Source organism: Mycobacterium tuberculosis complex sp. N0072, from assembly GCF_030323725.1.
GTDB classification, from domain to species: Bacteria; Actinomycetota; Actinomycetes; order Mycobacteriales; family Mycobacteriaceae; genus Mycobacterium; species Mycobacterium tuberculosis.
In genome coordinates this window covers 1,733,138-1,757,232 of record NZ_CP040689.1, presented here as the reverse complement: position 1 = coordinate 1,757,232, position 24,095 = coordinate 1,733,138, and the positions used below count along the sequence as shown (strand labels likewise).

The window sequence follows — 24,095 nt, the reverse complement described above, 5'->3', positions numbered from 1 at the left end:
CGTCCACAATCGAAGGACGCGGAAGCACGGGGGCCGCGACCACCGAGACCCGTGGCGGCCCATGGCCGCAAGGAGGCTCCTCGCGAGATTCGTCACGCGTTACCTGGATTTAACCTGCGCCCGTCCGAAGCGCCCGGCTTTTTCGTAGGCTTCGCTGCGGTTGGGGCCAGACAGCGCCGTGAAGCCCGGTGGGTGTGGCCGGCTGACGGGATGGTTGTGATGAATTTTTCGGTGTTGCCGCCGGAGATCAATTCGGCGCTGATGTTCGCTGGTGCCGGGCCGGGACCGATGTTGGCGGCGGCGTCGGCCTGGACCGGGCTGGCCGGCGATTTGGGTTCGGCGGCGGCCTCATTTTCGGCGGTGACCTCGCAGTTGGCCACCGGGTCCTGGCAAGGTCCGGCGTCAGCGGCCATGACAGGCGTGGCCGCGTCCTATGCTCGCTGGCTGACCACGGCCGCAGCGCAGGCTGAGCAGGCGGCGGGTCAAGCCCAGGCGGCGGTATCGGCGTTCGAGGCGGCGCTGGCGGCGACGGTGCATCCGGGCGCGGTGAGCGCCAATCGAGGTCGGTTGCGCTCCTTGGTGGCCTCGAATCTGTTGGGGCAAAACGCCCCGGCCATCGCGGCCGTCGAGGCCGTCTATGAGCAGATGTGGGCCGCCGATGTCGCCGCGATGCTCGGTTATCACGGCGAGGCGTCGGCGGTCGCCTTGTCGCTGACGCCGTTCACACCGTCGCCGAGCGCGGCAGCCACGCCCGGCGGTGCGGTGATCATCGCGGGGTTTCCGTTTCTCGATCTGGGCAACGTCACCATCGGTGGCTTCAATCTGGCCAGCGGCAATCTGGGCCTCGGCAACCTGGGCAGCTTCAACCCGGGTAGCGCCAACACGGGCAGCGTCAACTTGGGCAACGCCAATATCGGTGATCTCAACCTGGGCAGCGGCAATATCGGCAGCTACAACCTGGGTGGCGGCAACACCGGGGATCTCAACCCGGGCAGTGGAAACACGGGCACGCTCAACTGGGGTAGCGGAAACATCGGCAGCTATAACCTGGGCGGCGGCAACCTCGGCAGCTATAACCTGGGTAGTGGAAATACCGGCGACACCAACTTTGGCGGCGGTAACACCGGAAATCTCAACGTGGGTGGCGGCAACACCGGGAACTCGAATTTCGGGTTCGGAAACACCGGTAACGTCAACTTTGGTAACGGAAACACCGGCGACACCAACTTTGGCAGCGGCAACCTTGGCAGTGGAAATATCGGTTTCGGCAACAAGGGCTCTCATAACATCGGGTTTGGGAACAGCGGCAACAACAACATCGGCTTCGGGCTCACCGGTGATAACCAGATAGGTTTCGGCGCCCTCAATTCAGGTAGCGGGAACCTCGGCTTCGGGAACTCGGGCAACGGTAATATCGGCTTTTTCAACTCGGGCAATAACAACATCGGCATGGGAAACTCGGGCAATGGAGTCGGGGCGCTGAGCGTGGAGTTCGGCAGTTCGGCCGAGCGCAGCTCGGGCTTCGGCAACTCCGGCGAGCTCAGTACCGGTATCGGCAACTCCGGCCAGCTCAGCACGGGCTGGTTCAACTCGGCCACCACCAGCACCGGCTGGTTCAACTCCGGCACCACCAATACCGGCTGGTTCAACTCGGGCACCACGAACACCGGAATCGGAAACTCGGGCGGAAACCTGGTCACCGGCAGCATGGGTCTGTTTAACTCCGGCCATACCAACACGGGTAGCTTCAATGCCGGCAGCATGAACACGGGCGATTTCAACTCGGGCAACGTGAACACCGGCTACTTCAACTCCGGCAACATCAACACCGGCTTCTTCAACTCGGGCGATCTCAACACCGGATTGTTCAACTCGGTCAACCAGCCGGTACAGAACTCCGGCTGGCTGCACACGGGCACCAACAACTCGGGCTACGCTAACGCCGGCACCTTCAACTCGGGCTTCGATAACAACGCCCGTGACGAACACGCCGAATTTGTCACCGGTAACTCGGGCCTGGCCAACGTGGGCAACTACAACGCCGGCATCATCAACGTGGGTGACCATCTGTCGGGCTTCAGAAACTCGGTACCCACGATCACCGGTACGGCCAACATTTCGGGTTTCGTCAATGCGGGAACCTCGATCTCTGGCTTCTTCAACTTCGGCAGCCTCATGTCGGGCTTCGCCAACTTCGACGACGAGGTCTCGGGGTATCTCAACGGGGACAGTCGGGCGTCGGGCTGGATCCATTAGCGGCGCTCACGGGCGATCGTGCGGAAACCGCTGGGGGCGGTCGCCTCGCTAACTCCCCAGACATCCAGGGCCGAGCAGCTCCTTGAGGTCACCCATCAACGCCGGCGACGGCGTCACCCGCAACGACTGATCAAGTGCCAGCGTGGTGATCCGGTCTCCGCTGATGAGCCGCAGATGCACCTGCGAGGTGCCGGGGTGGCGCGCCAACACCTGTTTGAGCGCACTCACCTTGTCAAAGGTGCACTGCCGGGTGGGCAAGCTGACCGCCAGCGGCCGCTCCACCTCGGCGTTGGAAAAGTCGGGCACTGTGAGGTCATTGGCGATCAATGCGATGCGGTCGTCACGGACCGCCACCTTGGCGTTGACCAGCACGACGGCATCGTCGACGATGTCGGCACCATAGCTGGAGTAGGTGTGCGGGAAGAACATCACCTCGATGCCGCCCGTGAGATCCTCCAATTGCGCTGAAGCCCATGGCATTCCGTTTTTGTTGACCCTCCGGTTCACCGACGCCAGGATGCCGCCCACCCGCACTTGGGCATCGTTGGGGACATCGCCGTCGAGGATCGCTGGGATCGCGGTGTCGACCTGGGCAGCCAGCAAGTGTGCCACACCGTTGAGGGGATGCCCCGAGACGTACAGTCCCAGCATCTCGCGCTCTAGGGCGAGTTTGTGTTTGTCCTCCCACTCATCATCGGGCACCTTGATGGTGAACACGGGATCTGCGGTGCCGGTCCCATCATCATTGCTGCCGAAGAGATCGAACTGCCCCAGTGCCTCGGCCTTCTTGGTGCCCAGCACCGAGTCCACCGCATCGCTGTGCACCAGGAAAAGACCCTTGCGGGCATGCCCCAGCGAGTCGAACGCACCCGCCTTGATCAGCGATTCGGTCACCTTCTTGTTGCACGCCGAGATGTCGATCTTGTTCAGGTAGTCCGAAAAGTCGGTGAACTTGCCCTTGTCGTTGCGGGTTTGGAGCAACGAGCCCACGACATTAGCGCCAACGTTGCGCACCGCGCCCAGCCCGTAGCGGATGTCTTGGCCGACCGATGCGAAGTTCAAGCCAGATTCGTTGACGTCGGGCGGGAGCACGGTGATGCCGAGCTTGCGGCAGTCGGCCAGATAAACCGCGGCCTTGTCTTTATCGTCGCCGACCGACGTCAACAGACCGGCCATGTACTCGGCGGGATAGTTGGCCTTGAGGTAGGCCGTCCAGTAGGACACCATGCCGTAGCCGGCGGCATGTGACTTGTTGAACGCGTAGTCAGCGAACGGCAGGATGGTGTCCCACAGCGCCTTGATGGCCGCCGGAGAGAACCCGTTGGCCTGCATGCCATCGGAGAAGCCCTCGAACTCCTTCTCCAGCACCTCGCGTTTCTTCTTGCCCATGGCCTTGCGTAGAATGTCGGCGCGGGCCAACGAGTAGCTCGCCACCTTCTGCGCGATGCGCATGATCTGCTCTTGATAGACGATGAGGCCGTAGGTCTCGGCGAGGATCTCGCGCAGCGGTTCTTCGAGTTCCGGGTGAATAGGTTTGATGGCCTGCCGGTTGTTCTTGCGGTCGGCATAGTCGTTGTGTGCGTTCATGCCCATCGGGCCGGGCCGGTACAGCGCGATAACGGCGACGACGTCTTCGAACCCGGTCGGCTGCATGCGGCGCAGCAGGTCGCGCATGGGCCCGCCGTCGAGCTGGAACACGCCCAGGGTGTCGCCGCGGCCCAGCAGCTCATAGGTGGCCTTGTCGTCCAGCGGCACGGATTCCAGGTCGAGGTCGATACCCCTGTTGGCCCTGACGTTGTCGATCGCGTCGCCGATGATCGTCAGGTTCCGCAGGCCCAGGAAGTCCATTTTCAGCAGACCGATGGCCTCGCACGCCGGGTAATCCCAGCCGGTGATGATGGCCCCGTCCTGCGGCCGCTTCCACAACGGGATGGCCTCAGTCAGCGGCTCGCTGCTCATGATCACCGCGCAGGCGTGCACACCCGCGTTGCGGATCAGGCCTTCCAACCCGCGTGCGGTCTGGTAGATGGTGCGTACGTCCGGGTCGGTTTCGATCAGGCCGCGGACCTCGGCGGCCTCCTTGTACCGTTCGTGGCTGGGATCGGTGATCCCAGACAGCGGGATGTCTTTGGCCATGATCGCCGGCGGCAACGCCTTGGTGATCCGGTCGGCGATGGCGAACCCGGGCTGCCCGTAGTGGATTCGCGCCGAATCCTTCAGCGCCGCTTTGGTTTTGATGGTGCCGAAGGTGATGACCTGCGCGACCCGGTCGTGGCCCCACTTGTCGGCTGCGTAGCGCACCATCTCACCGCGGCGCCGGTCGTCGAAGTCGATATCGATGTCGGGCATCGAGGTGCGCTCGGGGTTGAGGAACCGCTCGAACAGCAGACCGTGTGGAATCGGGTCGATGTCGGTGATGCCCAGCGCGTAGGCGACCAGCGAGCCGGCGGCCGAGCCGCGGCCGGGACCCACCCTTATGCCCGCCGACCGCGCGTAGCTGATCAGGTCGGCGACGATCAGAAAGTACGATGGGAAACCTTTGGAGCAGATGACGTCGATCTCGTAGGCGGCGCGCTCGCGGTACCCGTCCGGCGGACCGGCCGGAAATCGCCGGCGAAGCCCGGCGTCCACCTCGTGACGCAGCCAGGACGCCTGGTCATGCCCATCGGGCACCGGAAACACGGGCATCCGGTCGCGCGGTGTCCACACGTCGGCGTAGGACTGCACCCGTTCGGCGATCAACAAGGTGGAGTCACACGCGCCCGGCACTTCGTCGTCCCAGATCTGGCGCATCTCGGCGGCCGACTTCAGGTAGTAGCCGTCACCGTCGAACTTGAAGCGATTCGGATCCGAGAGGGTCTTGCCGGTCTGCACACACAACAAAGCCTCATGGTTGTGGGCGGCGTCGCGGGTCACGTAGTGGCAGTCATTGGTGGCAAGAGGCGGAATGTTGAGCGCGCGTCCGATCTCGAGCAGACCGTCACGGACCCGGCGTTCGATGGTCAGCCCGTGGTCCATCAGCTCAAGGAAGTAGTTGTCCGGTCCGACGATCTCCCGCCACTTCGCCGCGGCTTCGAGCGCCTCCCGATCCTGGCCGAGCCGCAGGCGGGTCTGCACCTCCCCCGACGGGCATCCGGTGGTGATGATGATGCCCTCGGCGTGTTCGGCGATGAGCTCGGCGTCCATGCGCGACCACTTGCTCAGCTGGCCCTCGAAGGAAGCATGCGAGGACAGCTTGAACAGGTTGCGCAGACCGGTGGCGTTCTCGGCCATCATCGTCAGGTGCGTGTAGGAGCCGCTGCCGGAGACGTCGTCGGCCTTTTGGCTGGGGTCACCCCACAGGATGCGCCGGGTGTCGAACCGCGAGCCCGGCGCGATGTATGCCTCCACGCCGATGATCGGCTTGATCCCGGCCTTGGTCGCGGAGTTGTAGAACTCGCTGGCACCGAACATGTTTCCGTGGTCGGTCATCCCCACCGCGGGCATCCCCAGCCGCTCCACCTCGGCGAGCATGGGCGTGATCTTCGCGGCACCGTCCAGCATCGAATACTCGGTGTGGTTGTGCAGGTGCACGAAGGAGGACCCCGCAGATGAACCGCTCATAGGGACGCCAGTCTATGACCGAGGACCGACACCGTTCGGGCGTGTCGCAAAGTGTGTCTTCTAGCGGCTAGCCGTATAGCTCGGCGAACTGCTTAAGCGACTTCTCGACGTCGCCCTTGACGGCGCGAGCCGCCGCCGAACCCAGCGGGCCGAACAGCGCACGCCCGCCCAGCTCGAGACGCAGCCCCAGCGCCGACCCGCCTTTTGTGGGTCGCACGGTGAGGGTGACTCCGTACTTTGTTCCACCCTTCCCGGATCCTGTCATCGCGACCTCATGTGGCGGGTCCCACTTGGTCACCCGCCACGTAACCCGGTTGCGCATGCCCATGGCCCGCGCGACACCCACGATCTGGACGCCTTCGCCCAGTTGATCAGGCAACTCGCTGCGCCACCCCTCATGGATGACGAGCCACTCCCCCAACTCTGACAGCTCCGAAACGTGGTCCCACGTGTCCTGCGGGCTGATGGGGACGTCAGCGGACAGCTCAACAGAGGCCATCGCATGAGACTAGCGCCGGCGACGAAGCGGGCCGTGCGCTATGGCCCGCTAAGGAGCGGCGCCATCCAACCCAGCTGTCTTGTCACACACGCCGCATTCGTCTCTGCCGGCAAGGATGGTCGTTATGCCCACCTCCTCGCGACACGCAACAGTGACTTGTCGCGCTGCAGAGGGCAAATTGTGCATCTGGCAGCACTGCGACTCGTGCGCCAGCTGCAACCCATACAACGCGGCTAGCCGGCTGGGATTGCCCAGGCCCAGCACTCCGTTCGGCACCAGGCCGGAACGCCCCTCACATCAGCGGCTGGGCCCGCCGCGCAGCCGGTTGCCGATCCGGATCGCGGGCAGCAGCAGGCTGCGCGGAGCGAATCTGCCGCTGGTGCTGACGAACTTTGGCACTATGCCCGGCACGACGGTGCGCTTACCGGAGAGCATCCCGGCGATGGCGGCTTCGGCGACGTCGTGCGGCGAAACTTGGGCGAGGGGAATGCTGAACCGCTCGGCGCTGGCGATCTCGGCCCACTCGGTGGGTACCGGGCCTGGGCACAGGGCAGTCACCGACACGCCCGTTCCGTGCAGCTCCTCCTGCACGGCTTCAGAGAACGTCAGCACAAAGGCTTTGGTAGCCGAATACACGGCCATATAGGGAATCGGCTGGAAACCCGCGATCGAGGCGATGTTGAGCACCGCACCGGCGCCGCGCTTGACCATGCCTGGCAGTGCGGCATGGGTGAGTTCCATTAACGCCAGAGCATTGAGGACGACTTCCTCGCTTTCGCGTGCGAACGGCAACTCCCAAAAACGCCCACTGGTGCCGAAACCTGCGCTGTTGCACAGCCCGGCAATCGCATCACTACGCAAGCGATCAGCCAGCTGTGCCCTCGCTTGCGTATCGGCAAGGTCGAGCGGCAAGACCTCCACCCCGACGCAGTGTTCCTGGCGCAGCTGATCGGCCAGTTCGTCGAGGCGCTCGCGGCGCCGCGCCACTAGCATCAGTGGGAAGCCGCGGCCGGCCAAGCCACGAGCCAATTCGACACCGATGCCGGAGGAGGCGCCGGTGATCACAACGGTGGTCTGATTGTTCGGTTTCGGAAGGCTCATGGTGTCACCAATGGATCCCTCGGGTGGCCCGCACAAACGTCTCGCTTCGCTTGTCGAGTTCTGATGTGTCGGTTTGGGATTCACTTCCCTTGGCTGCGGACGAGTCGCCGAACATGTTGAAGGCACGGTTACGTACCCGGTCCATCACCGCGGGGTTGACGGCGTCGGCAACGGCGGCGAACTGTCCGAACGGTGAGCTGGCTCGCCGGGGCCGATGCACGATGGCATCGGTGATCACACCGGCCGCCTGATCCGGCGTCAGCGTGGGAAACTTGTCGTAGATCGTGGTCGGGCTGATCATTGGAGTCCTTACCAATGCCATGTGCACGGTGGTGAATCGGACGTTGTCGTGCACGGTCTCGGCTTGCAACGCATCACACAGGCTGTCCAGCGCGGCCTTGCTGGCGATGTAAGCGCCGAAGCGCGGCGCGCGGGTCTGCACGCCGACTGAGGAAACGTTGACGATATGCCCGAAGTGGCGTTCTCGCATTCCGGGGATGAACTTCAGGATCAGCTGGACCGCGCCGAGGTAGTTGAGCTGCATCGTTCGCTGGTAATCGTGGATCCGGTCATAGGACAACTCCAACGAGCGCCGAATTGACCGGCCCGCGTTGTTGATCAAGATGTCGACGCCGCCGAGGTCGCCGTGCACCTGGTCGGCCATCACGGCAATCGCATCCATGTCGGATAGATCGCACGGGTAGACGTGGGCGGTCCCACCGTTGCCTCGGATCGCCCGTATGTCGTTGGCGACGTTCTCGAGGTTTTCCAGGGTGCGTGCGACCAACACCACCGTGCCGCCGGCCTCGGCAATTTTCTTCGCGGCCGCCGCACCGATGCCTGATGACCCACCAGTGATGAGGACAACCTTGCCCTTGACAGCATCATTGAGGTTGCGGCCCTGCACCGCATCGAGCAAGTTGCGCAAGTAGAAGGGCCGATATCGCCCGGCCGAGTTCGGGGTGTTGACGATGTTGGACACCGCCGCGAGCGGCTTCTCGACGAAGTTCGTTAAGTCACCAAGATTCATCGTGGGTAGCTCCTGATGGCGGCGTGGGGTGATGGACACGGGTCATGAAGCCAACCTACTAGCACATGAGCTGATGAATGGAGTCCACTACCGGCCGGTGCGGCGACCAAGGATCTGTTTGCGACGGGATCTGTGCGACGTTGGCGGCAATCAGCTTGTTACAGCTGATAATCCGAGCGTGATCGCGACCTAACCGGCAGGCAACGCCGGCATGGTCCCCTGGCACGATGGGACTACTGTCACGCTTGCGCAAACGTGAGCCGATCAGCATCTACGACAAGATCGGCGGGCATGAGGCCATCGAAGTCGTCGTCGAGGACTTCTATGTTCGTGTGCTTGCCGATGACCAACTATCGGCCTTCTTCAGCGGTACGAACATGAGCCGCCTCAAGGGCAAGCAGGTGGAGTTTTTCGCGGCCGCGCTTGGCGGGCCCGAGCCCTATACCGGTGCGCCGATGAAGCAAGTCCATCAGGGGCGCGGAATTACCATGCACCACTTCAGCCTGGTCGCCGGACACTTGGCCGACGCGCTGACCGCAGCCGGCGTGCCCTCCGAAACGATCACGGAAATCCTCGGCGTCATCGCGCCGCTGGCGGTCGACGTCACATCGGGCGAGAGCACCACGGCACCAGTCTGAGCCCTGTGGCGTGTCGCGCTGGACACCGCGTCGGTAGCCGGGTAGTCCGTTTCCATGAGATGGATCGGCGTCCTGGTGACCGCCCTGGTTCTGAGCGCCTGCGCCGCAAACCCTCCGGCTAACACAACCTCGCCGACCGCCGGGCAGTCGCTCGACTGCACCAAACCGGCAACCATAGTGCAGCAACTGGTTTGCCACGACCGGCAGTTGACCAGTCTGGACCACCGGCTTTCGACCGCCTATCAACAGGCGCTGGCCCATCGACGCTCGGCGGCGCTGGAAGCCGCACAAAGCAGCTGGACGATGCTGCGTGATGCTTGTGCGCAAGACACCGACCCGCGTACCTGTGTGCAGGAGGCCTACCAGACCCGGCTGGTCCAATTGGCAATCGCCGATCCCGCCACCGCGACTCCACCCGTCCTCACCTACCGGTGTCCCACGCAGGACGGCCCATTGACCGCACAGTTCTACAACCAATTCGACCCGAAGACGGCCGTGCTCAACTGGAAAGGCGACCAAGTGATCGTGTTCGTCGAACTGTCCGGCAGTGGCGCCCGGTATGGTCGCCAAGGCATTGAATACTGGGAACACCAGGGCGAGGTGCGCCTCGATTTCCATGGCGCCACGTTCGTCTGCCGCACCTCGTGATGCCGGTCAACCCTCGCCACGCAATATCTTTAGCGCGTGCTGCAGATCGGCCGGATACGGGCTGACGATCTCCACCCGCCGGCCGTCGGCCGGATGAGCGAACGCCAGTGAACGCGCGTGCAGCCATTGACGGTCCAACCCGAGCCTCTTCGCTAGCTTGGGATCAGCTCCGTAAACGAGGTCGCCGCAACATGGGTGATGCAACGCGGCGAAGTGCACCCGGATCTGGTGGGTGCGGCCAGTTTCCAGATGCACGTCGAGCAGGCTGGCTGCCACGAACGCTTCCAGCGTGTCGTAGTGCGTAAGGCTGTGCCGGCCATTCTTGGTGATCGCGAACTTCCATTCATGGCCGCGATGACGACCGATCGGCGCGTCGATCGTTCCGCTGGACGGATCTGGATGTCCTTGAACCAGCGCGTGGTACCGCTTGTCCACCGTGCGGTATTTGAACGCCCGCTTCAGCACGGTGTACGCCCGCTCGGAGATCGCCACTACCATCACCCCGGAGGTCCCGACGTCGAGGCGATGCACGATGCCCTGCCGCTCGTGCACCCCGGATGTGGTGATCCGGTACCCGGCGGCGGCGAGTCCGCCGAGCACCGTCGGTCCGGTCCAGCCGACCGACGCATGCGCGGCAACTGCAGCCGGTTTGTCGACCGCAACGATGTCGTCGTCGGAATACAGAATCGTCATGCCCTCGATATCGATGGGGGTGTTCTGCAGCGGCGCGGGCGCCTCGGGCAACCGCACCTGCAGCAAGGCGCCGGAGACGAGCCGATCGGACTTTCCGGCCGGCACGCCATTCAGCTCGACCGCGCCCTCTTCGGCGAGGGCAGCCGCAGCGGTCCGAGACAGTCCCAGCAAGCGGGCCAGTCCGGTGTCAACACGCATTCCCGCCAATCCATCCGGAACGGGCATTGAGCGGTCAGCCATCGGCTTTGCGCCGACCTACGGTGTCCCCGTCGGCGTGTCGCCGACCTACGGTGTCGAAGTCAAAGCCAAAGATCGACAGGATGACCAGCAGGATGGCGCCACCGACTACCGACGGATCGGCGACATTGAACACCGGCCACCAGCCGACCGACAAGAAATCGACGACGTGCCCGCGCAGCGGCCCCGGTGCCCGAAAGAAGCGATCAACCAGGTTGCCCATGGCACCGCCCAGGATCATCCCAAGACCCAGCGCCCACCACGGCGATACCAGCCGCCGCCCCATCCAGAAAATTCCGACCACGACACCCGTCGCAATCAGCGTCAAAACCCAGGTGTATCCGGTCGCCATCGAGAAGGCCGCCCCAGAATTACGCACCAGAGTCCAGGTCACCGTGTCGCCGATAATCGACACCGGCTGGCCGGGCGGCAACAGTTGGACAGCTACCACCTTGGTGACAATGTCGAGTGTGAGCACCACCACAGCGACCGACAGCAGCATGCGCAGCCGTCGCGGCGGCGCGGGAGCGTTAGGTTCCCCCGCCCCCCCGGCTTCCTCGGTCGAGGTCAGCGGATCAGCCGATCCTGTTGGTTCGTCAGGCACACCATCATCATCCCCTAGGGCCGATATGGCCCGCCCAGACCCCGCGGCCGGATGGGAGCAAACCACGTGCGCAATGATCCCATCATGGCCCGCCTCACCGTCATCACTACTGGAGGGACAATCTCGACCACCGCCGGCCCCGATGGGGTGCTACGGCCAACCCATTGCGGGGCGACGCTGATCGCCGGTCTCGACATGGACTCCGACATCGAAGTAGTCGACCTCATGGCGCTGGACAGCTCAAAGTTGACGCCGGCCGATTGGGACCGGATAGGCGCTGCAGTGCAGGAGGCATTCCGCGGCGGCGCAGATGGGGTGGTCATCACTCACGGCACCGATACGCTCGAAGAGACCGCTCTGTGGCTGGACCTCACCTATGCGGGTAGCCGCCCGGTCGTGTTGACCGGGGCCATGCTCAGCGCCGATGCCCCCGGCGCCGATGGCCCGGCCAATCTGCGCGACGCGCTTGCGGTCGCCGCCGACCCAGCCGCCCGCGACCTCGGGGTGCTGGTGAGTTTCGGCGGCCGGGTGTTACAGCCTTTGGGCCTGCACAAGGTGGCCAACCCGGACCTGTGCGGATTCGCCGGCGAGTCGCTTGGCTTCACGTCGGGCGGGGTGCGGCTGACGCGCACCAAGACGCGGCCCTATCTCGGCGATCTGGGCGCTGCCGTGGCGCCACGAGTCGACATCGTCGCCGTCTATCCGGGAAGTGACGCGGTGGCGATGGACGCCTGTGTGGCAGCCGGCGCGCGCGCCGTGGTGCTGGAGGCGCTGGGCTCGGGCAATGCCGGGGCCGCCGTGATCGAGGGAGTCCGTCGCCACTGTCGAGACGGGAGCGATCCGGTGGTGATCGCGGTGTCTACCCGGGTCGCCGGCGCGCGGGTCGGCGCAGGCTATGGTCCCGGGCACGACCTGGTGGAGGCTGGCGCGGTGATGGTACCGCGACTGCCGCCGTCCCAGGCCCGGGTGCTGCTAATGGCCGCGCTGGCGGCCAACTCACCGGTCGCCGACGTCATCGACCGTTGGGGCTGAGGCGCCGGCGGACCCCTCGACCGATAGCTGGCCGATGTAGTCCGGCCAGTCCAAGCTGTCAAGCGGGCTGGCGTTGCTGATGTCGCCGGTGTCGACGGGGAACGTCCGCGCCGAGCCCGGGCCTGAACCACGCGTTTCGAACCGCACGGTGACCACGCCGTGGCCCGCTCCCTGCACCCAGCCGTGCCCAAGCTCAGGGTGGGCGACGTCATCGCCGACCCGCCACATCGTGGCGTCGTGCGCGGCCGGCACGACCGCTCCCGGTGTTTCGACGTAATGCGCTGCCGCCGTTTCCTGCGTCAAGTCCGAGTCGGCAAACAACGACTCCTGGCGAATGTCGCTCAAACCCGAAAACCCAACACCCAGAAGACGAATTGGCCCGATTTGCAGTGGATCCGGCAGCAGCCGGCGGGCCACCGTAAACAGCGCGCCGGCGTCGGTCGTCGGGTAGGGCATCGTCGCCGAGCGGGTTAGCGTGCTCATGTCGGATTTCTTTAGCTTCACCGTGATGGTGCGGGCGCCGCGGCCGTCGCGCAGCAGGCGTTGGTGCGCGTGCTCAGCGATGGAGTCGATCGCCTCGTGCAATTGCTCCATGGTGGTCAGATCGACGGCGAACGTGGACTCGGCGCTGATTTGCTTGGCTTCGGCGCGCTCCACCACTGGGCGGTCGTCGATGCCACGGGCCAGCCGGTGCAGCGCGGGCCCAATCGTCGCGCCTAGGATGTTGGCCGCCTCGGCATCGCTCAGCGCGGCCAGCTGCCCGATCGTCTCGATGCCGAGCCGATGCAGCTTTTCCTCGGCGACCGGGCCGATGCCCCACAGCCGTCGTACCGGCAATCCGCTGAGAAGCGCTTGCTCTTCAGCGTGCCGGACTACCCGAATGCCGTCGGGTTTGGCCAGACCAGAAGCAATCTTGGCGATCTGCTTGCCCGAGCCCGCTCCGACCGAGGCAATCAGGCCGGTCTCGTCGCGCACCCGTCGCCGCAACCGTTCGCAGAACGTCTCGACGTCCTCGGCCACTGCCCCGGCGAGTTGGGGCGGTTCGGCGAACGCTTCATCGAAAGAAAGCTGTTCGACGACGGGCACCAGGCCGCGCACGGTGTCGAATACCCGGCGGCTGGCGATCCCGTACACCACCCCGCGTGGCGGCAACACCACGGCCGTCACCCCGATCAGCCTGCGGGCCTGATGCATCGGCATGGCCGATCGGGCACCGTAGGCCCGCGCTTCATAGCTCGCGCCGGCCACCACACCTCGCCCACCCAGCCCGCCAACCAGCACCGGCCGCCCCCGCAGGGTCGGCCGGGTGAGCTGTTCGACCGAGGCGAAAAACGCATCCATGTCCAGGTGCAGCACCCAGCGGGACTCCACACCCGTGATGCTATTTGGGGCTACCGAGCTAGTTTTCGCTATGGCGATCAACCTCAGCCGCTGCCATCGGCCTTGGCCGACGTGGATCTGGGCGACAACGCCCTAGAGATCGGGTCCCCGCGCCGCGAGCGTAACGCCACGGCGAAGTCGGGCACGGATTTTCAGCCGTGACGTTACGCTCGTCGCCCAGTCGACCTCAGGTCTTTTCGATGCTTACCCGCACGCCGTCGCCGATGGCCACACCATCGGCGAGGTCGGCGAATTCGAAGTCGGTAGCCAAGATTTCTCCGGCAATGAGGTCGCGATGGGTGCGCGCCCAGTCTTCGCGTTCCGCAGGCACCGACATCACCACCCGGATGCGGTCGGAAACGTCCAGCCCGGTCGACTTACGCAGCTCTTGCAGTTCGCGGATGCGATCTTTGGCCCAGCCCTCGGCTTCGAGTTCGGCAGCGACGGTGCCATCCAGAACGACCAGCCCGGCGCCGTCGGGCAACGCCGCGGTGGACTCCGGGTCGGCGGCCACCAGCCGGGAGTTGTACTCGTCGGGCGTCAGCACCGCGGGGCCCGCCAACAAGGTGCCGTCCGGGTTTATGACGCCGTCGCCGGCCTTGACCGCCTTGATGGCGGCCTGCACATCTTTGCCCAGCCGTGGTCCGGCTACCCGGGCGTTGACCGTGAGCTCGAATCGGCCATAGGTGTCGATGGCATCGGTCAGTTCGACCTGCTTCACGTTAAGCTCGTCGCCAATAAGGTCGACGAACGGCCTCAGAAGTTGCGGATTCTCAACTGCCACAATGAGTTTCGGTAGCGGCAGGCGCACCCGTAGCTTCTTGGCCTTGCGCAGCGAGGATGCCGCCGAGCACACGTCGCGGACCTGGTCCATCGCGGCGACCAGGTCGGCATCCGACGGCAGCAGGTCGGGCGCTGGCCAGTCCGTCAGGTGCACCGATCGCTCGCGTGTCAGACCACGCCAGATTATCTCGGTGATCAGCGGAAGCAGCGGGGCGGCCAGCCTCGTGGTCACCTCCAACACGGTGTGTAGCGTGTCGATGGCATCGGCGTCTTCTGCCCAGAACCGCGAACGCGACCGTCGCACATACCAATTAGTCAACGCCTCAGTGAACTGACGCAAATGTTCACAGGCACCGGGAATATCGTAAACTTCCATCGACTCGCTGAGGTCGTCGCGCAGCACCGCCAGCTTGGCCAGGATATAGCGATCCAGCACGTGCACCGAATCGACGCGCCAGGTACCGACTTTCGGTGCATACAGCGCCAGGAAGCTGTAGGTGTTCCACAGGGGCAGCAGGACTTGTCGCACACCGTCGCGAATTCCTTGCTCAGTGACGATCAGGTTGCCGCCGCGCAGAATCGGCGATGCCATCAGGAACCACCGCATGGCGTCGGAGCCGTCGCGATCGAACACCTCTGTTACGTCTGGATAGTTGCGCAGCGACTTGCTCATCTTCTGGCCATCGAAACCAAGGACAATCCCATGCGCCACACAGGTTTTGAATGCCGGCCGGTCAAAGAGCGCGGTCGCCAACACATGCAGTGTGTAAAACCAGCCACGGGTCTGCCCGATGTACTCGACGATGAAGTCGCCGGGGTAGTGTCCCTGGAACCAATCCAGGTTCTCGAACGGGTAGTGCACCTGGGCATACGGCATGGATCCCGAGTCGAACCACACGTCGAGCACATCGGGAATGCGTCGCATCGTGCTACGGCCAGTCGGATCGTCTGGGTTGGGACGGGTGAGCTCGTCGATGTAGGGCCGGTGCAAATTGGCCGGGCGTACGCCGAAGTCGCGCTCCAGCTCGTCGAGGCTGCCGTAGACATCGATGCGCGGGTAGGCCGGGTCGTCGGACTTCCATACCGGAATCGGGGTACCCCAGTAGCGATTCCGGGAGATCGACCAATCGCGGGCGCCCTGCAGCCACTTGCCGAACTGGCCGTCCTTGACGTGTTCGGGATACCACGTGATCTGCTGGTTTAGCTCCACCATGCGGTCTCGGAAGTCCGTCACCCTGACGAACCACGACGACACCGACCGGTAGATCAGCGGGTTACGGCATCGCCAGCAGTGTGGGTAAGGGTGCTCGTAGGTTTCGTGACGAATCAACACTGGGCCATTCACCGCAGCCGGGCCGCTTTGGGTCTTCAGGTCCCGGACGATCTGCGCGTTGGCGTCAAAGACATGCTGCCCTTGGTAATCGGCAACGGTGACGTCGAAGCGTCCCTTGGAGTCGACCGGAGTCACCGGCGCGATACCGACCGCCTCCGCGACCACCATGTCGTCCTCACCATAGGCCGGTGCCATATGCACGATGCCGGTGCCATCGTCGGTCGTTACAAAGTCGCCTGCTAGCACCTGAAAAGCGTTGGGCCAGTCCATGAAATAGGCAAACGGCGGCAGGTAGCGGGTGCCCAGCAGTTCGGCGCCGCGATAGGTGCCGAGCACCACGGGCTCTTCACCGAGTTCGCGGGCGTAAGCGGCCAGCCGTGCCTCGGCCAGTACGAAACGGCGATCGCCCGCCTGGACCTGTACGTAGGTGATGTCCGGGCTTACCGCAACTGCGAGGTTCGACGGCAGGGTCCACGGAGTCGTCGTCCACACCAGCAAGTAGGCACCGTCTAGCCCGTTGTCTGGTTGGCCACCCACCACCTTGAAGCCCACCGTTACCGCGGGATCTTGGCGGCTTTGGTAGACGTCGTCGTCCATCCGCAGTTCGTGATTCGACAGCGGAGTTTCGTCGCGCCAGCAGTACGGCAGCACCCGGTAGCCCTCGTAGGCCAGGCCCTTGTCCCACAACTGTTTGAAGGCCCAAATCACCGACTCCATGTAAGCCAGATCGAGCGTCTTGTAATCGTTGTCGAAGTCGACCCAGCGAGCTTGCCGAGTTACATACGCTTGCCACTCGTCGGTGTAGCGCAACACGGATGCGCGGCAGGCATCGTTGAAGGCGGCGATACCCATGGCCTCGATCTGGGATTTGTCAGTGATGCCAAGCTGGCGCTCGACTTCGAGTTCGGCGGGCAGCCCGTGAGTGTCCCAGCCGAAGCGACGCTCCACCTTGTAACCGCGCATAGTGCGATATCGCGGCACGATGTCTTTGACGTAGCCGGTGAGCAGGTGCCCATAATGCGGCAGACCGTTGGCAAACGGCGGCCCGTCATAGAACACATACTCGGGGGCGCCATCGCGGCGAGCAATGCTGGCCCGGAAGGTGTCGTCACGGGACCAGTAGTCGAGGACCTCGAGTTCGAGTGCCGGGAGGTCGGGTGCCCCGCCGGCCAGCTTTGGATATGCGTTATCGGTCACTTTGCGCGTCGTCTCCCCAGGCCCCAGCACCGTTCGGCACTGCGTGCCTGCAATCCAGGCTCGGGGACGACGCCACGCCGGTGCGCGAACGCCGCGGTACCACCCCGCTTGCCACGCCGATGCGCGGCCGCTCGACTTGAGGCTGTGACGGGCCAACCCGTTCGGTTCTACTGGGCCTAACCGGCCGTTCTTCCGAAGGCTCCCCGGTGATCGCCGGATCGATGCCGTTCCCCTGATTCTACGGGGATTGTCGCCCAGCGCCGCAAATCCACATCGCGGCGCAAGGTCGGCTGCCTGCCCATCGGACTAGGCCTGGACCTCGAGCAGCCCGACGCGCCACAACGCGGCGTAGAGGTGGCGCAGCGGAATGCTCAGCAAACGAGCTGCCCCGTCGACCAGCGGGTCCCCTCCGGTGCCGAAAGGCTGCGCGTCGAGCCGGCGAGCAACCTTCTTGGACGCGGGGGCCGGGGGCACATCCCGCACCACCCGCAGCTTGGGGGCCGAAGCTACGGTTACTACGTCATTGTGCAGAGCAGCGGTCATGATCGCCTCCTAGACGGAGTTGCAAGCGAGGACGGAAATCAAAACGAGCACATATGGACTGAACCGAGTTGGCCCCGTCCCGTAGCGGTTCCGATCCAAGAAGGCTGATCTTGGTTTGACGACTCAGCGCAAAACGTCGCGCCGGAAACCGGATCGGGACGAAACAGAGCCCGGATATCGGTCCGGACTGTCACCGGAACTCATGCGTCCCTCACCTCCTCACGGCCACGACACGTACGGTTGTCCGCACGATAAAGCGCGTCACAGGAGTACAGAGATGCCGGCAACTGCCGGAAATCCGCACCCCTCTCGTCAGAGCTTCGGCACCACACGACGTGTCCGGTAAGCCGGAAGCCACCTGGGCTCAACCCTTAAGCCGGGAAGAGCTGTCCTGACCCGGGGCGTCTCTCGACGTTCGGGGTCAGTGGCCTATGTTCGTGTAGCCGCCTCACCTAACGAGGTGCTTACCGGACCGATCATGCACGACCTACCCGTCTCGGTCAACGTGATCCGGGCGGGTGTCGCGAATCCTTACGCGTTCACCATGTATTTGGCAGCCTTTGCTCAGGTTCGGGCGGCCCGACCACCGCGGGCCCCGACCGCCAGTGCACGCGGACGCAGCCCGTCTAGCACCAGCGACACCACGAAGTCGGCTACCTGGGCGGCGGTGACGTTATCGTCGGTATTCAGCCGTCGGTGTGCCAACTGCCCCACCAGCGCCGCCAACGTGTACGCGGCCATCCGGGACGGGGCCTCGACAACCTCACCGCGCCGTTGAGCGGCAACAACGACGGCTTCGATGTCGTCGATGAACCGCTCGTAGATTCCGCCGAGATGCTCTTCGAATCGGCCCCCAAGCGCGTAAGCGTCACGGAACAGTAGTTTGACGGTAGCCTTGTCGGTTTCGAAGAACTCGAACGTGGCCTGTACCGCGGCCTGTAACAGGGCCCGAAGCGGCGCCTCGGTAGACCCGCCAACGCGGGCCAGTTCGGCCGCGACATGCGCGCGCAGCGCCTCCTCTTCACCGGCCATCAAGGCGTGGAACAAGTCGTCCTTGGAGTCGAAGTACCAGTAGATCAGCCCGTACGCCAGGCCGGCCTGCTTGGCGATGTCTGCGACGGTGGTGGCATGAAAACCCTTGTGAGCAAACACTATTTTGGCCGCGGCCAAGATCTCGTCGCGCCGTTGCGACTTGTCCTCATCGCTGACCGCTCGGCGCCGCCGCGCGCTAGCGCGGCTCACCTTTGCACCAACCCCTGCAGTTGCCCGACGGTGTCGATGAACTCCTCGACCATGTCAAGCACCACCGAGCGGGCCGACCGCACCCGGTCGAGTGAGCCGACGACCTGTCCGACGAAGTAGGTCGCCAGCTCACGAGCCTTGGCCCCGGGCTGGCCGGCGGCCTGGTTGATGCGCAACTGCGGGTCGCTGACCAGCGCGCTCTGCAGCGGCATGCCAAGCGGGTCGGGGCTGTCAGGCCGATCCCATTCGTCGGTCCAGGCCGTGCGCAGCATGCGCGCCGGCTTGCCGGTTAGCGACCGGGACCGCACCGTGTCCGAGGATGTTGCGGCCAGAAACTTGTCCTTGACCACCGGGGGCGTTTCGGCTTCTTCGGTGGTCAACCAGACCGACCCGCACCAGACGCCTTCCGCCCCCAGGGCCAACGCCGCAGCGATCTGGCGGCCACGGGCGATCCCGCCCGCGGCCAGCACCGGCGTTGGCGACACCGCATCGACGACTTCGGGAACCAGAACCATGGTCGCCACCTCGCCGGTGTGGCCTCCGGCCTCGGTGCCCTGCGCGACGATCAGGTCAACACCCGCAGCCGCGTGTCGCCGCGCGTGCTGCGCCGTGCCGGCTAGGGCGGCAACCAGCACGTCATGGTTGTGGGCGCGCTCCACGAGATCCGGTGGCGGCGGCCCGAGCGCGCTGGCGATCAACCGGATGTCATGGGCGAAGGCCACATCCAGCAACGGCTGATAACCCTTGGGCGAGATGTGCAGCCCACCGGCCGAGGACGAACGCTGCCGGTCGGTGACCGCGGGGATGCCATAGCGAACCAGCAAGTCGTCGACGAAGGTGCGATGCCCTTCGGGTATGAGCTCCCGGGCCTGCTGGGCATCGATACCGCCTTGCTCGGCGCCGATGTATTTGGGCGGCAGCAGCACGTCGACTCCGTACGGCTTGCCACCCGTGTGCTCCTCGATCCAGGTCAGCTCGCTCTCCAGCCGTTTGGGGCTATGTGCGACGGCACCGAGGATCCCGAACCCGCCCGCATTGGACACCGCCGCCACCACATCCCGGCAGTGGCTGAACGCGCATATTGGAAACTCAGCACCGAGCAGCTCGGCGACTCTGGTCCGCATTGCGACGACGCTAAGAGTTATTGATTGATATGTCAATCTAATAGGGTAGATTACCTGCCATGTCCGACCCGTTGACCGCCCAAGAGCAGCACAAACGTCGCCAGGCGGTGCGTGAGCTGATGCCGAGGACGCCGTTCATCGGCGGGCTCGGCATCGTGTTCGAACGCTACGAACCCGACGACGTCGTGATCCGACTCCCGTTTCGCACCGACCTCACCAATGACGGCACCTACTTTCACGGTGGGGTGATCGCGTCGGTGATGGACACCGCCGGTGCCGCCGCCGCTTGGTCGAACCACGACTTCGACAGGGGCACCCGCGCCGCCACGGTCGCGATGAGCATCCAGTACACCGGCGCCGCCAAGCGGTGTGACTTGCTCTGTCATGCGCGCACTGCCCGACGCCGCAAGGAACTCACCTTTACCGAGATCACCGCAACCGATCCCGACGGGAACATCGTCGCTCACGCTGTGCAGACCTACCGGATCGTCTAGTGCTTCTGCGCCGAACGTGCACTCAGGGCGGAAAAATCGCCGGCGGAATCTCGCCATGGTTACACGCTCGGCGCAGTCACCTTGGCGAAAGGCCGTCGGGCGGCCAGCTGGAAACGCCGTCTTCCAGTGGGACCTCGAGGCTGTGCAGGATCGAAGCGACCATTCGCCATGCGCTTATCACCGTAACGAGTTCGATGAGAACCACTTTGTCGCAATGTAATTCCCGCTCGCAAGCCGACCAGCTCTGCGCACTCACCGCGCCCTCGCGCACCACGTCATCGGTGGCCGCCAGGACGGCCTGCTCAGCGGGCCCGAACCCGTTGTACCCTTGCCAATCCCGTACACCGAGCAGATCGTCGGCCGACACGCCAAGCCCTGAAGCAACCCGCCAGTGTTGGGTCCATTCGTAGTCACAGTCGGTGAGCCAACCAATCCGCATGATCACCAACTCACGCAACCGTGAGTCCAGGGTCCCGTGCCACAGCATGGTGGCGAGCAGGTCGTTGAAGGTCCGCGCTAGTCGCGGATGATTCAGCAACACTTGGAAGATGCTGAGCTCAGCCATGTAGTCGGGCACGCCCGCTTCGTCGGCAGCAGCTTTGGCCTCGTCGACCGGCAACAGGGGCACGCGGGATGTTGTCATGGTGTGAGCACTCCGTGGATAGGCGGGACACCGTCGCGTTCACCGGCCATGGTAGCCAGCAGATCCTCGGCGCCTTCGAGCCGCACGCAGCGGCGAGGCAGGCTTGCGAAGGGGTATCGACCGGACACCAACAGATCAAGCGCGGCCCGGTAGGCGGTGGCGTCTACGCCGAGGGCGCCAAGCACACGCAGCTCCTTGAACACAACGACGTCGGGCGAAAATCCCGGTGCCCCGCTGCCCACGCCCCGGGTGCCGGCGACAACAACGGTCCCGGCGGGCCGGGCTAGCGCTATCGCCTGTGCGAATGCCGCTGGCGCCTTGGCGGTCACGTCGACAACGACGTCTGCCAGCCCACCGGTCTGTTCGGTCAGGGCGGCGACCGGGTCATCGATCGCAACATCGACGGCGAGGTCGGCTCCGAACTGTGCCGCCAGCGCCAACCGGTCGGCGTCACGGGGTCCCAACCCGGTCACCATCACGAACCCGGCACCGGCCCCTTTTGCCGCCGCGGCGGCGCACAGCCCCCGGATTCCTGGACCCAGCACCGCCACGACGTCGCCCGGTTTGGTTTCGGGAATCGTTACTCCCCAACGTATTCCCGCCCCCAGCGGGTTGAACAAGGTGGCCACTTCCGGGCTGAGGTCACCGGCCACCCGCAACACCATCGAATCCGGCGCCAGGTACTGATATTCGGCGTAACCGCCCCACAGGCCAGGCTCTCGGTCAACCGGGATGAACCCGTACATGTCAGCGAGGCCATGCCGTACACAACGCCGGTACTCGCCGCCACGACAGTTAGCGCACTGCCGACACGACTGGAATACCTCGACGGCTACTCGGTCGCCGGCCGACACGCCCCACCGCTGCTCCGCCCGCGGACCGATGGCCGCAATCGTCCCGACCGTCTCGAGGCCAGGTACGAAGGCAAACCCACCGGCCAGCTCGCCCGTGTATTGCTCGTGATCGGTGCCGCACAGCCCGCAGGCCTCTACTCGCACTAGTGCGTCATCATCGCCGATGCGCGGCAGCCGGTACTGGCGCACGACCAGCCTGCGCGGCGCCTCCAATACCAATGCCCGTACCACCGCGCCGTCCGACATACCAGCACACTAGGAATCGTGTCGTGCTCAGTCAATGCCGAGCGGCCCACTAACACTGGGCCACAGAGACAGCAAACCGGTTGTAGCACAATGGAAAACAAGCTCCAACGATGCAGTCAAGCGTCTAACCGGGTGAACTCACGCCGTCGGTAAAGCTGGACGCACTGTGCCCGCCTGATCTTGCCGCTGGTGGTGATGGGAATCGACCCGGGCGACACCAGAACGAGATCGGCCACGCTCAGACCGTGCGAATCAAATATCGCCGCGGCGACGTCACGCTTGACGATGCGCAGCCGGTCCGCCACATCCTCGTCGGAGTCTCCCCGTTTCTTGAGTTCGATAATCGCGACCAGCTTTTCGGTGCCGTGGTCGGGGACCGCGATCGCCGCACAGCGGCCGGAGGTTATCTCCTGGATGGTCGCCTCGATGTCGTCGGGAGCGTGGTTGCGCCCATACACAATCAAGAGGTCCTTGATGCGGCCGATGATGAACAGCTCGCCGCCGGAGACGAAACCCGAATCCCCGGTTCGCAGCCAAGGCGCTTCGGGTGTGCCCGCCGAAGGGGTGACAATCCTGGCGCCAAACGTGCGCTTGCTCTCCTCGGGTTTGTGCCAATAGCCGGACGCAACGTTGCCACCTTGCACCCAGATCTCACCGACCGATCCCTGCGGACACTCGATACACGTGTCTGGATCAACGATGCGCACTAGCTGTGACCGTGGGACGCCGTAGCTGACCAGCGGTGTGCCGCTTCCGCTCGGGCACCGGATCGCTTGGCCCGCAGGCAGTTTCTCGGATTCGAAGTCGACGATTTCTGGTGGTTCGTTCACATTACGGGTCGCTATGTACACCGTTGCTTCCGCCATGCCATACGCGGGCCGCAGCGCCGCGGCGGCAAAATTAAAGCGGCCGAACCGTTCAGCAAATCGTTTGAGGGTCGCCGGGTGTACTCGCTCGCTGCCGTTGAGGATGGTGTGCACGCCGGCGAGGTCAAGTCCGTCCATGTCGTCGTCTGACGTCTTACGCACCGCCAATTCGAAAGCGAAATTCGGTCCTGCCGAAATCGTGCGACCGTTACGTGCCAGCAGTTGTATCCATCGAGCCGGCCGCTGAAGGAACCCCACCGGACTCGTCAACACGGTGGGTACACCCGCCAGGATCGGCATGATCGCGCCTAATAGAAGACCCATGTCGTGGTACAGCGGCAGCCAAGACACCACAGTGAGGTCCGGCGGGACGACGCCCCCCTCGGGCGCAAAGAAGTCGGCCACGATCTGCTCGAAATTGGCGAAGACATTTTTGTTCGAGACCATGACACCGGCCGGCGTACGGGTGGATCCCGAAGTATATTGCAAATACGCGGTTTCCGGCGTATCCCTGCCGGTTGGGCGCGCGCCAGGGCTGCGGGAGCGCTGCCGAGAATCTAAGTCCAGCAAATCAAGCTCAACGATTGATGGTGCGGACTGGCCTGGCTGTGGCTGAGCGCATTCTCTGACATCGTCAACGGCCCCCGACGTCGTCAGAATGACAGCGGGCGAAGTGTCGCTTAGCACCGAAATCGTACGCTCATCGTGGGCGCCGGCATGTGGAACCGGCAGCGGAACCGCGATACGTCCGGCCTGCAACGCGCCGAGAAATCCAACGACGTATTCGATTCCCTGCGGTGCCAGTATCACTGCCCGATCACCGGTCGCCCCCACATGCCGGAGCGGCTCGGCGACATTGAGCATTCGCCGATACAACTGAGACCAGGTCAGGGTTTCGGCAACACCGGCCCAGTCCTGCTCGTAATCGATGTAGGTGATGGCCGCACCATTGGGGTGCACACTGGCGCGCTCGCGCAGCGCGGTGGGAATCGAAGACGCGACCACGGCAGCACACTACCTCTAACGCTTCGTCAACGCTGACGGTTTCG

Annotated in this window: 20 protein-coding genes and 1 riboswitch; of the genes, 5 read left to right on the top strand and 15 right to left on the bottom strand. The window is 64.4% G+C overall.

From position 1 onward, the window contains the following. Positions 1–219: 219 nt before the first annotated feature. Entirely contained in the window at positions 220–2,256 is a 2,037-nt protein-coding gene (locus FF952_RS08230) for a PPE family protein (RefSeq protein WP_003903497.1), read from the top strand. A gap of 48 nt (positions 2,257–2,304) precedes the next feature. Here the strand turns inward: FF952_RS08230 and dnaE are convergent, their stop codons facing one another. The 5 genes from dnaE to FF952_RS08205 all read right to left on the bottom strand — a co-directional run bounded on the left by dnaE (position 2,305) and on the right by FF952_RS08205 (position 8,489). Further along, positions 2,305–5,859 carry a DNA polymerase III subunit alpha gene (gene dnaE, locus FF952_RS08225; protein ID WP_003407751.1) on the bottom strand — a complete coding sequence of 1,185 codons (3,555 nt, stop codon included), beginning with the start codon at positions 5,857–5,859 and terminating at the stop codon, positions 2,305–2,307. Between the two features lie 67 nt (positions 5,860–5,926). Then, positions 5,927–6,358: a type II toxin-antitoxin system Rv0910 family toxin gene (locus FF952_RS08220; protein ID WP_003407748.1), complete on the bottom strand. Its 432-nt coding sequence runs from the start codon at positions 6,356–6,358 to the stop codon at positions 5,927–5,929. 48 nt (positions 6,359–6,406) lie between these two features. Beyond that, positions 6,407–6,634, bottom strand: a complete 228-nt coding sequence (locus tag FF952_RS08215; protein WP_003901194.1) for a hypothetical protein — start codon at positions 6,632–6,634, stop codon at positions 6,407–6,409. Between the two features lie 21 nt (positions 6,635–6,655). Next, complete coding sequence (locus FF952_RS08210) at positions 6,656–7,459, bottom strand: SDR family NAD(P)-dependent oxidoreductase (protein ID WP_003407737.1); 804 nt, start codon at positions 7,457–7,459, stop codon at positions 6,656–6,658. Between the two features lie 4 nt (positions 7,460–7,463). Next, entirely contained in the window at positions 7,464–8,489 is a 1,026-nt protein-coding gene (locus tag FF952_RS08205) for an SDR family NAD(P)-dependent oxidoreductase (protein ID WP_003903496.1), read from the bottom strand. A 227-nt stretch (positions 8,490–8,716) separates the two neighbouring features. On the opposite strand from FF952_RS08205, the gene glbN reads away from it, so the two are divergent. Next, entirely contained in the window at positions 8,717–9,127 is a 411-nt protein-coding gene (gene glbN, locus FF952_RS08200) for a group 1 truncated hemoglobin GlbN (protein WP_003407730.1), read from the top strand. A gap of 54 nt (positions 9,128–9,181) precedes the next feature. Further along, positions 9,182–9,775, top strand: coding sequence for a lysozyme inhibitor LprI family protein (locus FF952_RS08195; RefSeq protein WP_003407725.1), 594 nt, complete (start codon positions 9,182–9,184; stop codon positions 9,773–9,775). Between the two features lie 6 nt (positions 9,776–9,781). Here FF952_RS08195 and FF952_RS08190 read toward each other — a convergent pair whose 3' ends face one another. Next, a complete protein-coding gene (locus FF952_RS08190) occupies positions 9,782–10,708 on the bottom strand; it encodes an RluA family pseudouridine synthase (protein WP_003407723.1) in 927 nt (308 codons plus the stop codon). Next, entirely contained in the window at positions 10,701–11,309 is a 609-nt protein-coding gene (gene lspA / locus FF952_RS08185) for a signal peptidase II (protein ID WP_003407722.1), read from the bottom strand. The genes FF952_RS08190 and lspA overlap by 8 nt, the downstream gene beginning before the upstream one ends. Positions 11,310–11,360: 51 nt before the next feature. Between lspA and FF952_RS08180 the strand changes: the two genes are divergently transcribed. Continuing rightward, positions 11,361–12,341 carry an asparaginase gene (locus FF952_RS08180; protein WP_003407720.1) on the top strand — a complete coding sequence of 327 codons (981 nt, stop codon included), beginning with the start codon at positions 11,361–11,363 and terminating at the stop codon, positions 12,339–12,341. On the opposite strand, the gene FF952_RS08175 is transcribed toward FF952_RS08180, so the two are convergent. The 5 genes from FF952_RS08175 to FF952_RS08155 form a co-directional block, all read right to left on the bottom strand. Beyond that, positions 12,306–13,712, bottom strand: coding sequence for a DNA polymerase IV (locus tag FF952_RS08175; RefSeq protein WP_003407718.1), 1,407 nt, complete (start codon positions 13,710–13,712; stop codon positions 12,306–12,308). The two genes, FF952_RS08180 and FF952_RS08175, sit on opposite strands and share 36 nt — an antisense overlap. A 196-nt stretch (positions 13,713–13,908) precedes the next feature. Beyond that, entirely contained in the window at positions 13,909–17,034 is a 3,126-nt protein-coding gene (gene ileS / locus FF952_RS08170; RefSeq protein WP_003903493.1) for an isoleucine--tRNA ligase, read from the bottom strand. Positions 17,035–17,340: 306 nt separating this feature from the next. Next, positions 17,341–17,577, bottom strand: coding sequence for an Rv1535 family protein (locus tag FF952_RS08165; RefSeq protein ID WP_003407710.1), 237 nt, complete (start codon positions 17,575–17,577; stop codon positions 17,341–17,343). 297 nt (positions 17,578–17,874) lie between these two features. Next, positions 17,875–18,044: riboswitch (M-box (ykoK) riboswitch) on the bottom strand. Between the two features lie 97 nt (positions 18,045–18,141). Further along, a complete protein-coding gene (locus FF952_RS08160) occupies positions 18,142–18,819 on the bottom strand; it encodes a TetR/AcrR family transcriptional regulator (protein WP_003407700.1) in 678 nt (225 codons plus the stop codon). Further along, positions 18,816–19,943 carry an NAD(P)H-dependent flavin oxidoreductase gene (locus tag FF952_RS08155; RefSeq protein WP_003898921.1) on the bottom strand — a complete coding sequence of 376 codons (1,128 nt, stop codon included), beginning with the start codon at positions 19,941–19,943 and terminating at the stop codon, positions 18,816–18,818. The genes FF952_RS08160 and FF952_RS08155 overlap by 4 nt, the downstream gene beginning before the upstream one ends. 59 nt (positions 19,944–20,002) lie before the next feature. Here FF952_RS08155 and FF952_RS08150 point away from each other — a divergent pair, with 59 nt between their 5' ends. After that, positions 20,003–20,437: a PaaI family thioesterase gene (locus tag FF952_RS08150; RefSeq protein WP_003407695.1), complete on the top strand. Its 435-nt coding sequence runs from the start codon at positions 20,003–20,005 to the stop codon at positions 20,435–20,437. Positions 20,438–20,513: 76 nt separating this feature from the next. Here the strand turns inward: FF952_RS08150 and FF952_RS08145 are convergent, their stop codons facing one another. From FF952_RS08145 to fadD24, 3 genes are all read right to left on the bottom strand, one after another. Continuing rightward, a complete protein-coding gene (locus tag FF952_RS08145; protein WP_003407692.1) occupies positions 20,514–21,080 on the bottom strand; it encodes a carboxymuconolactone decarboxylase family protein in 567 nt (188 codons plus the stop codon). Continuing rightward, entirely contained in the window at positions 21,077–22,180 is a 1,104-nt protein-coding gene (locus FF952_RS08140) for a zinc-dependent alcohol dehydrogenase (RefSeq protein WP_003903492.1), read from the bottom strand. The genes FF952_RS08145 and FF952_RS08140 overlap by 4 nt, the downstream gene beginning before the upstream one ends. 116 nt (positions 22,181–22,296) lie before the next feature. Then, positions 22,297–24,051 carry a fatty-acid--AMP ligase FAAL24/FadD24 gene (gene fadD24, locus FF952_RS08135; protein WP_003898920.1) on the bottom strand — a complete coding sequence of 585 codons (1,755 nt, stop codon included), beginning with the start codon at positions 24,049–24,051 and terminating at the stop codon, positions 22,297–22,299. Positions 24,052–24,095: the final 44 nt, after the last annotated feature.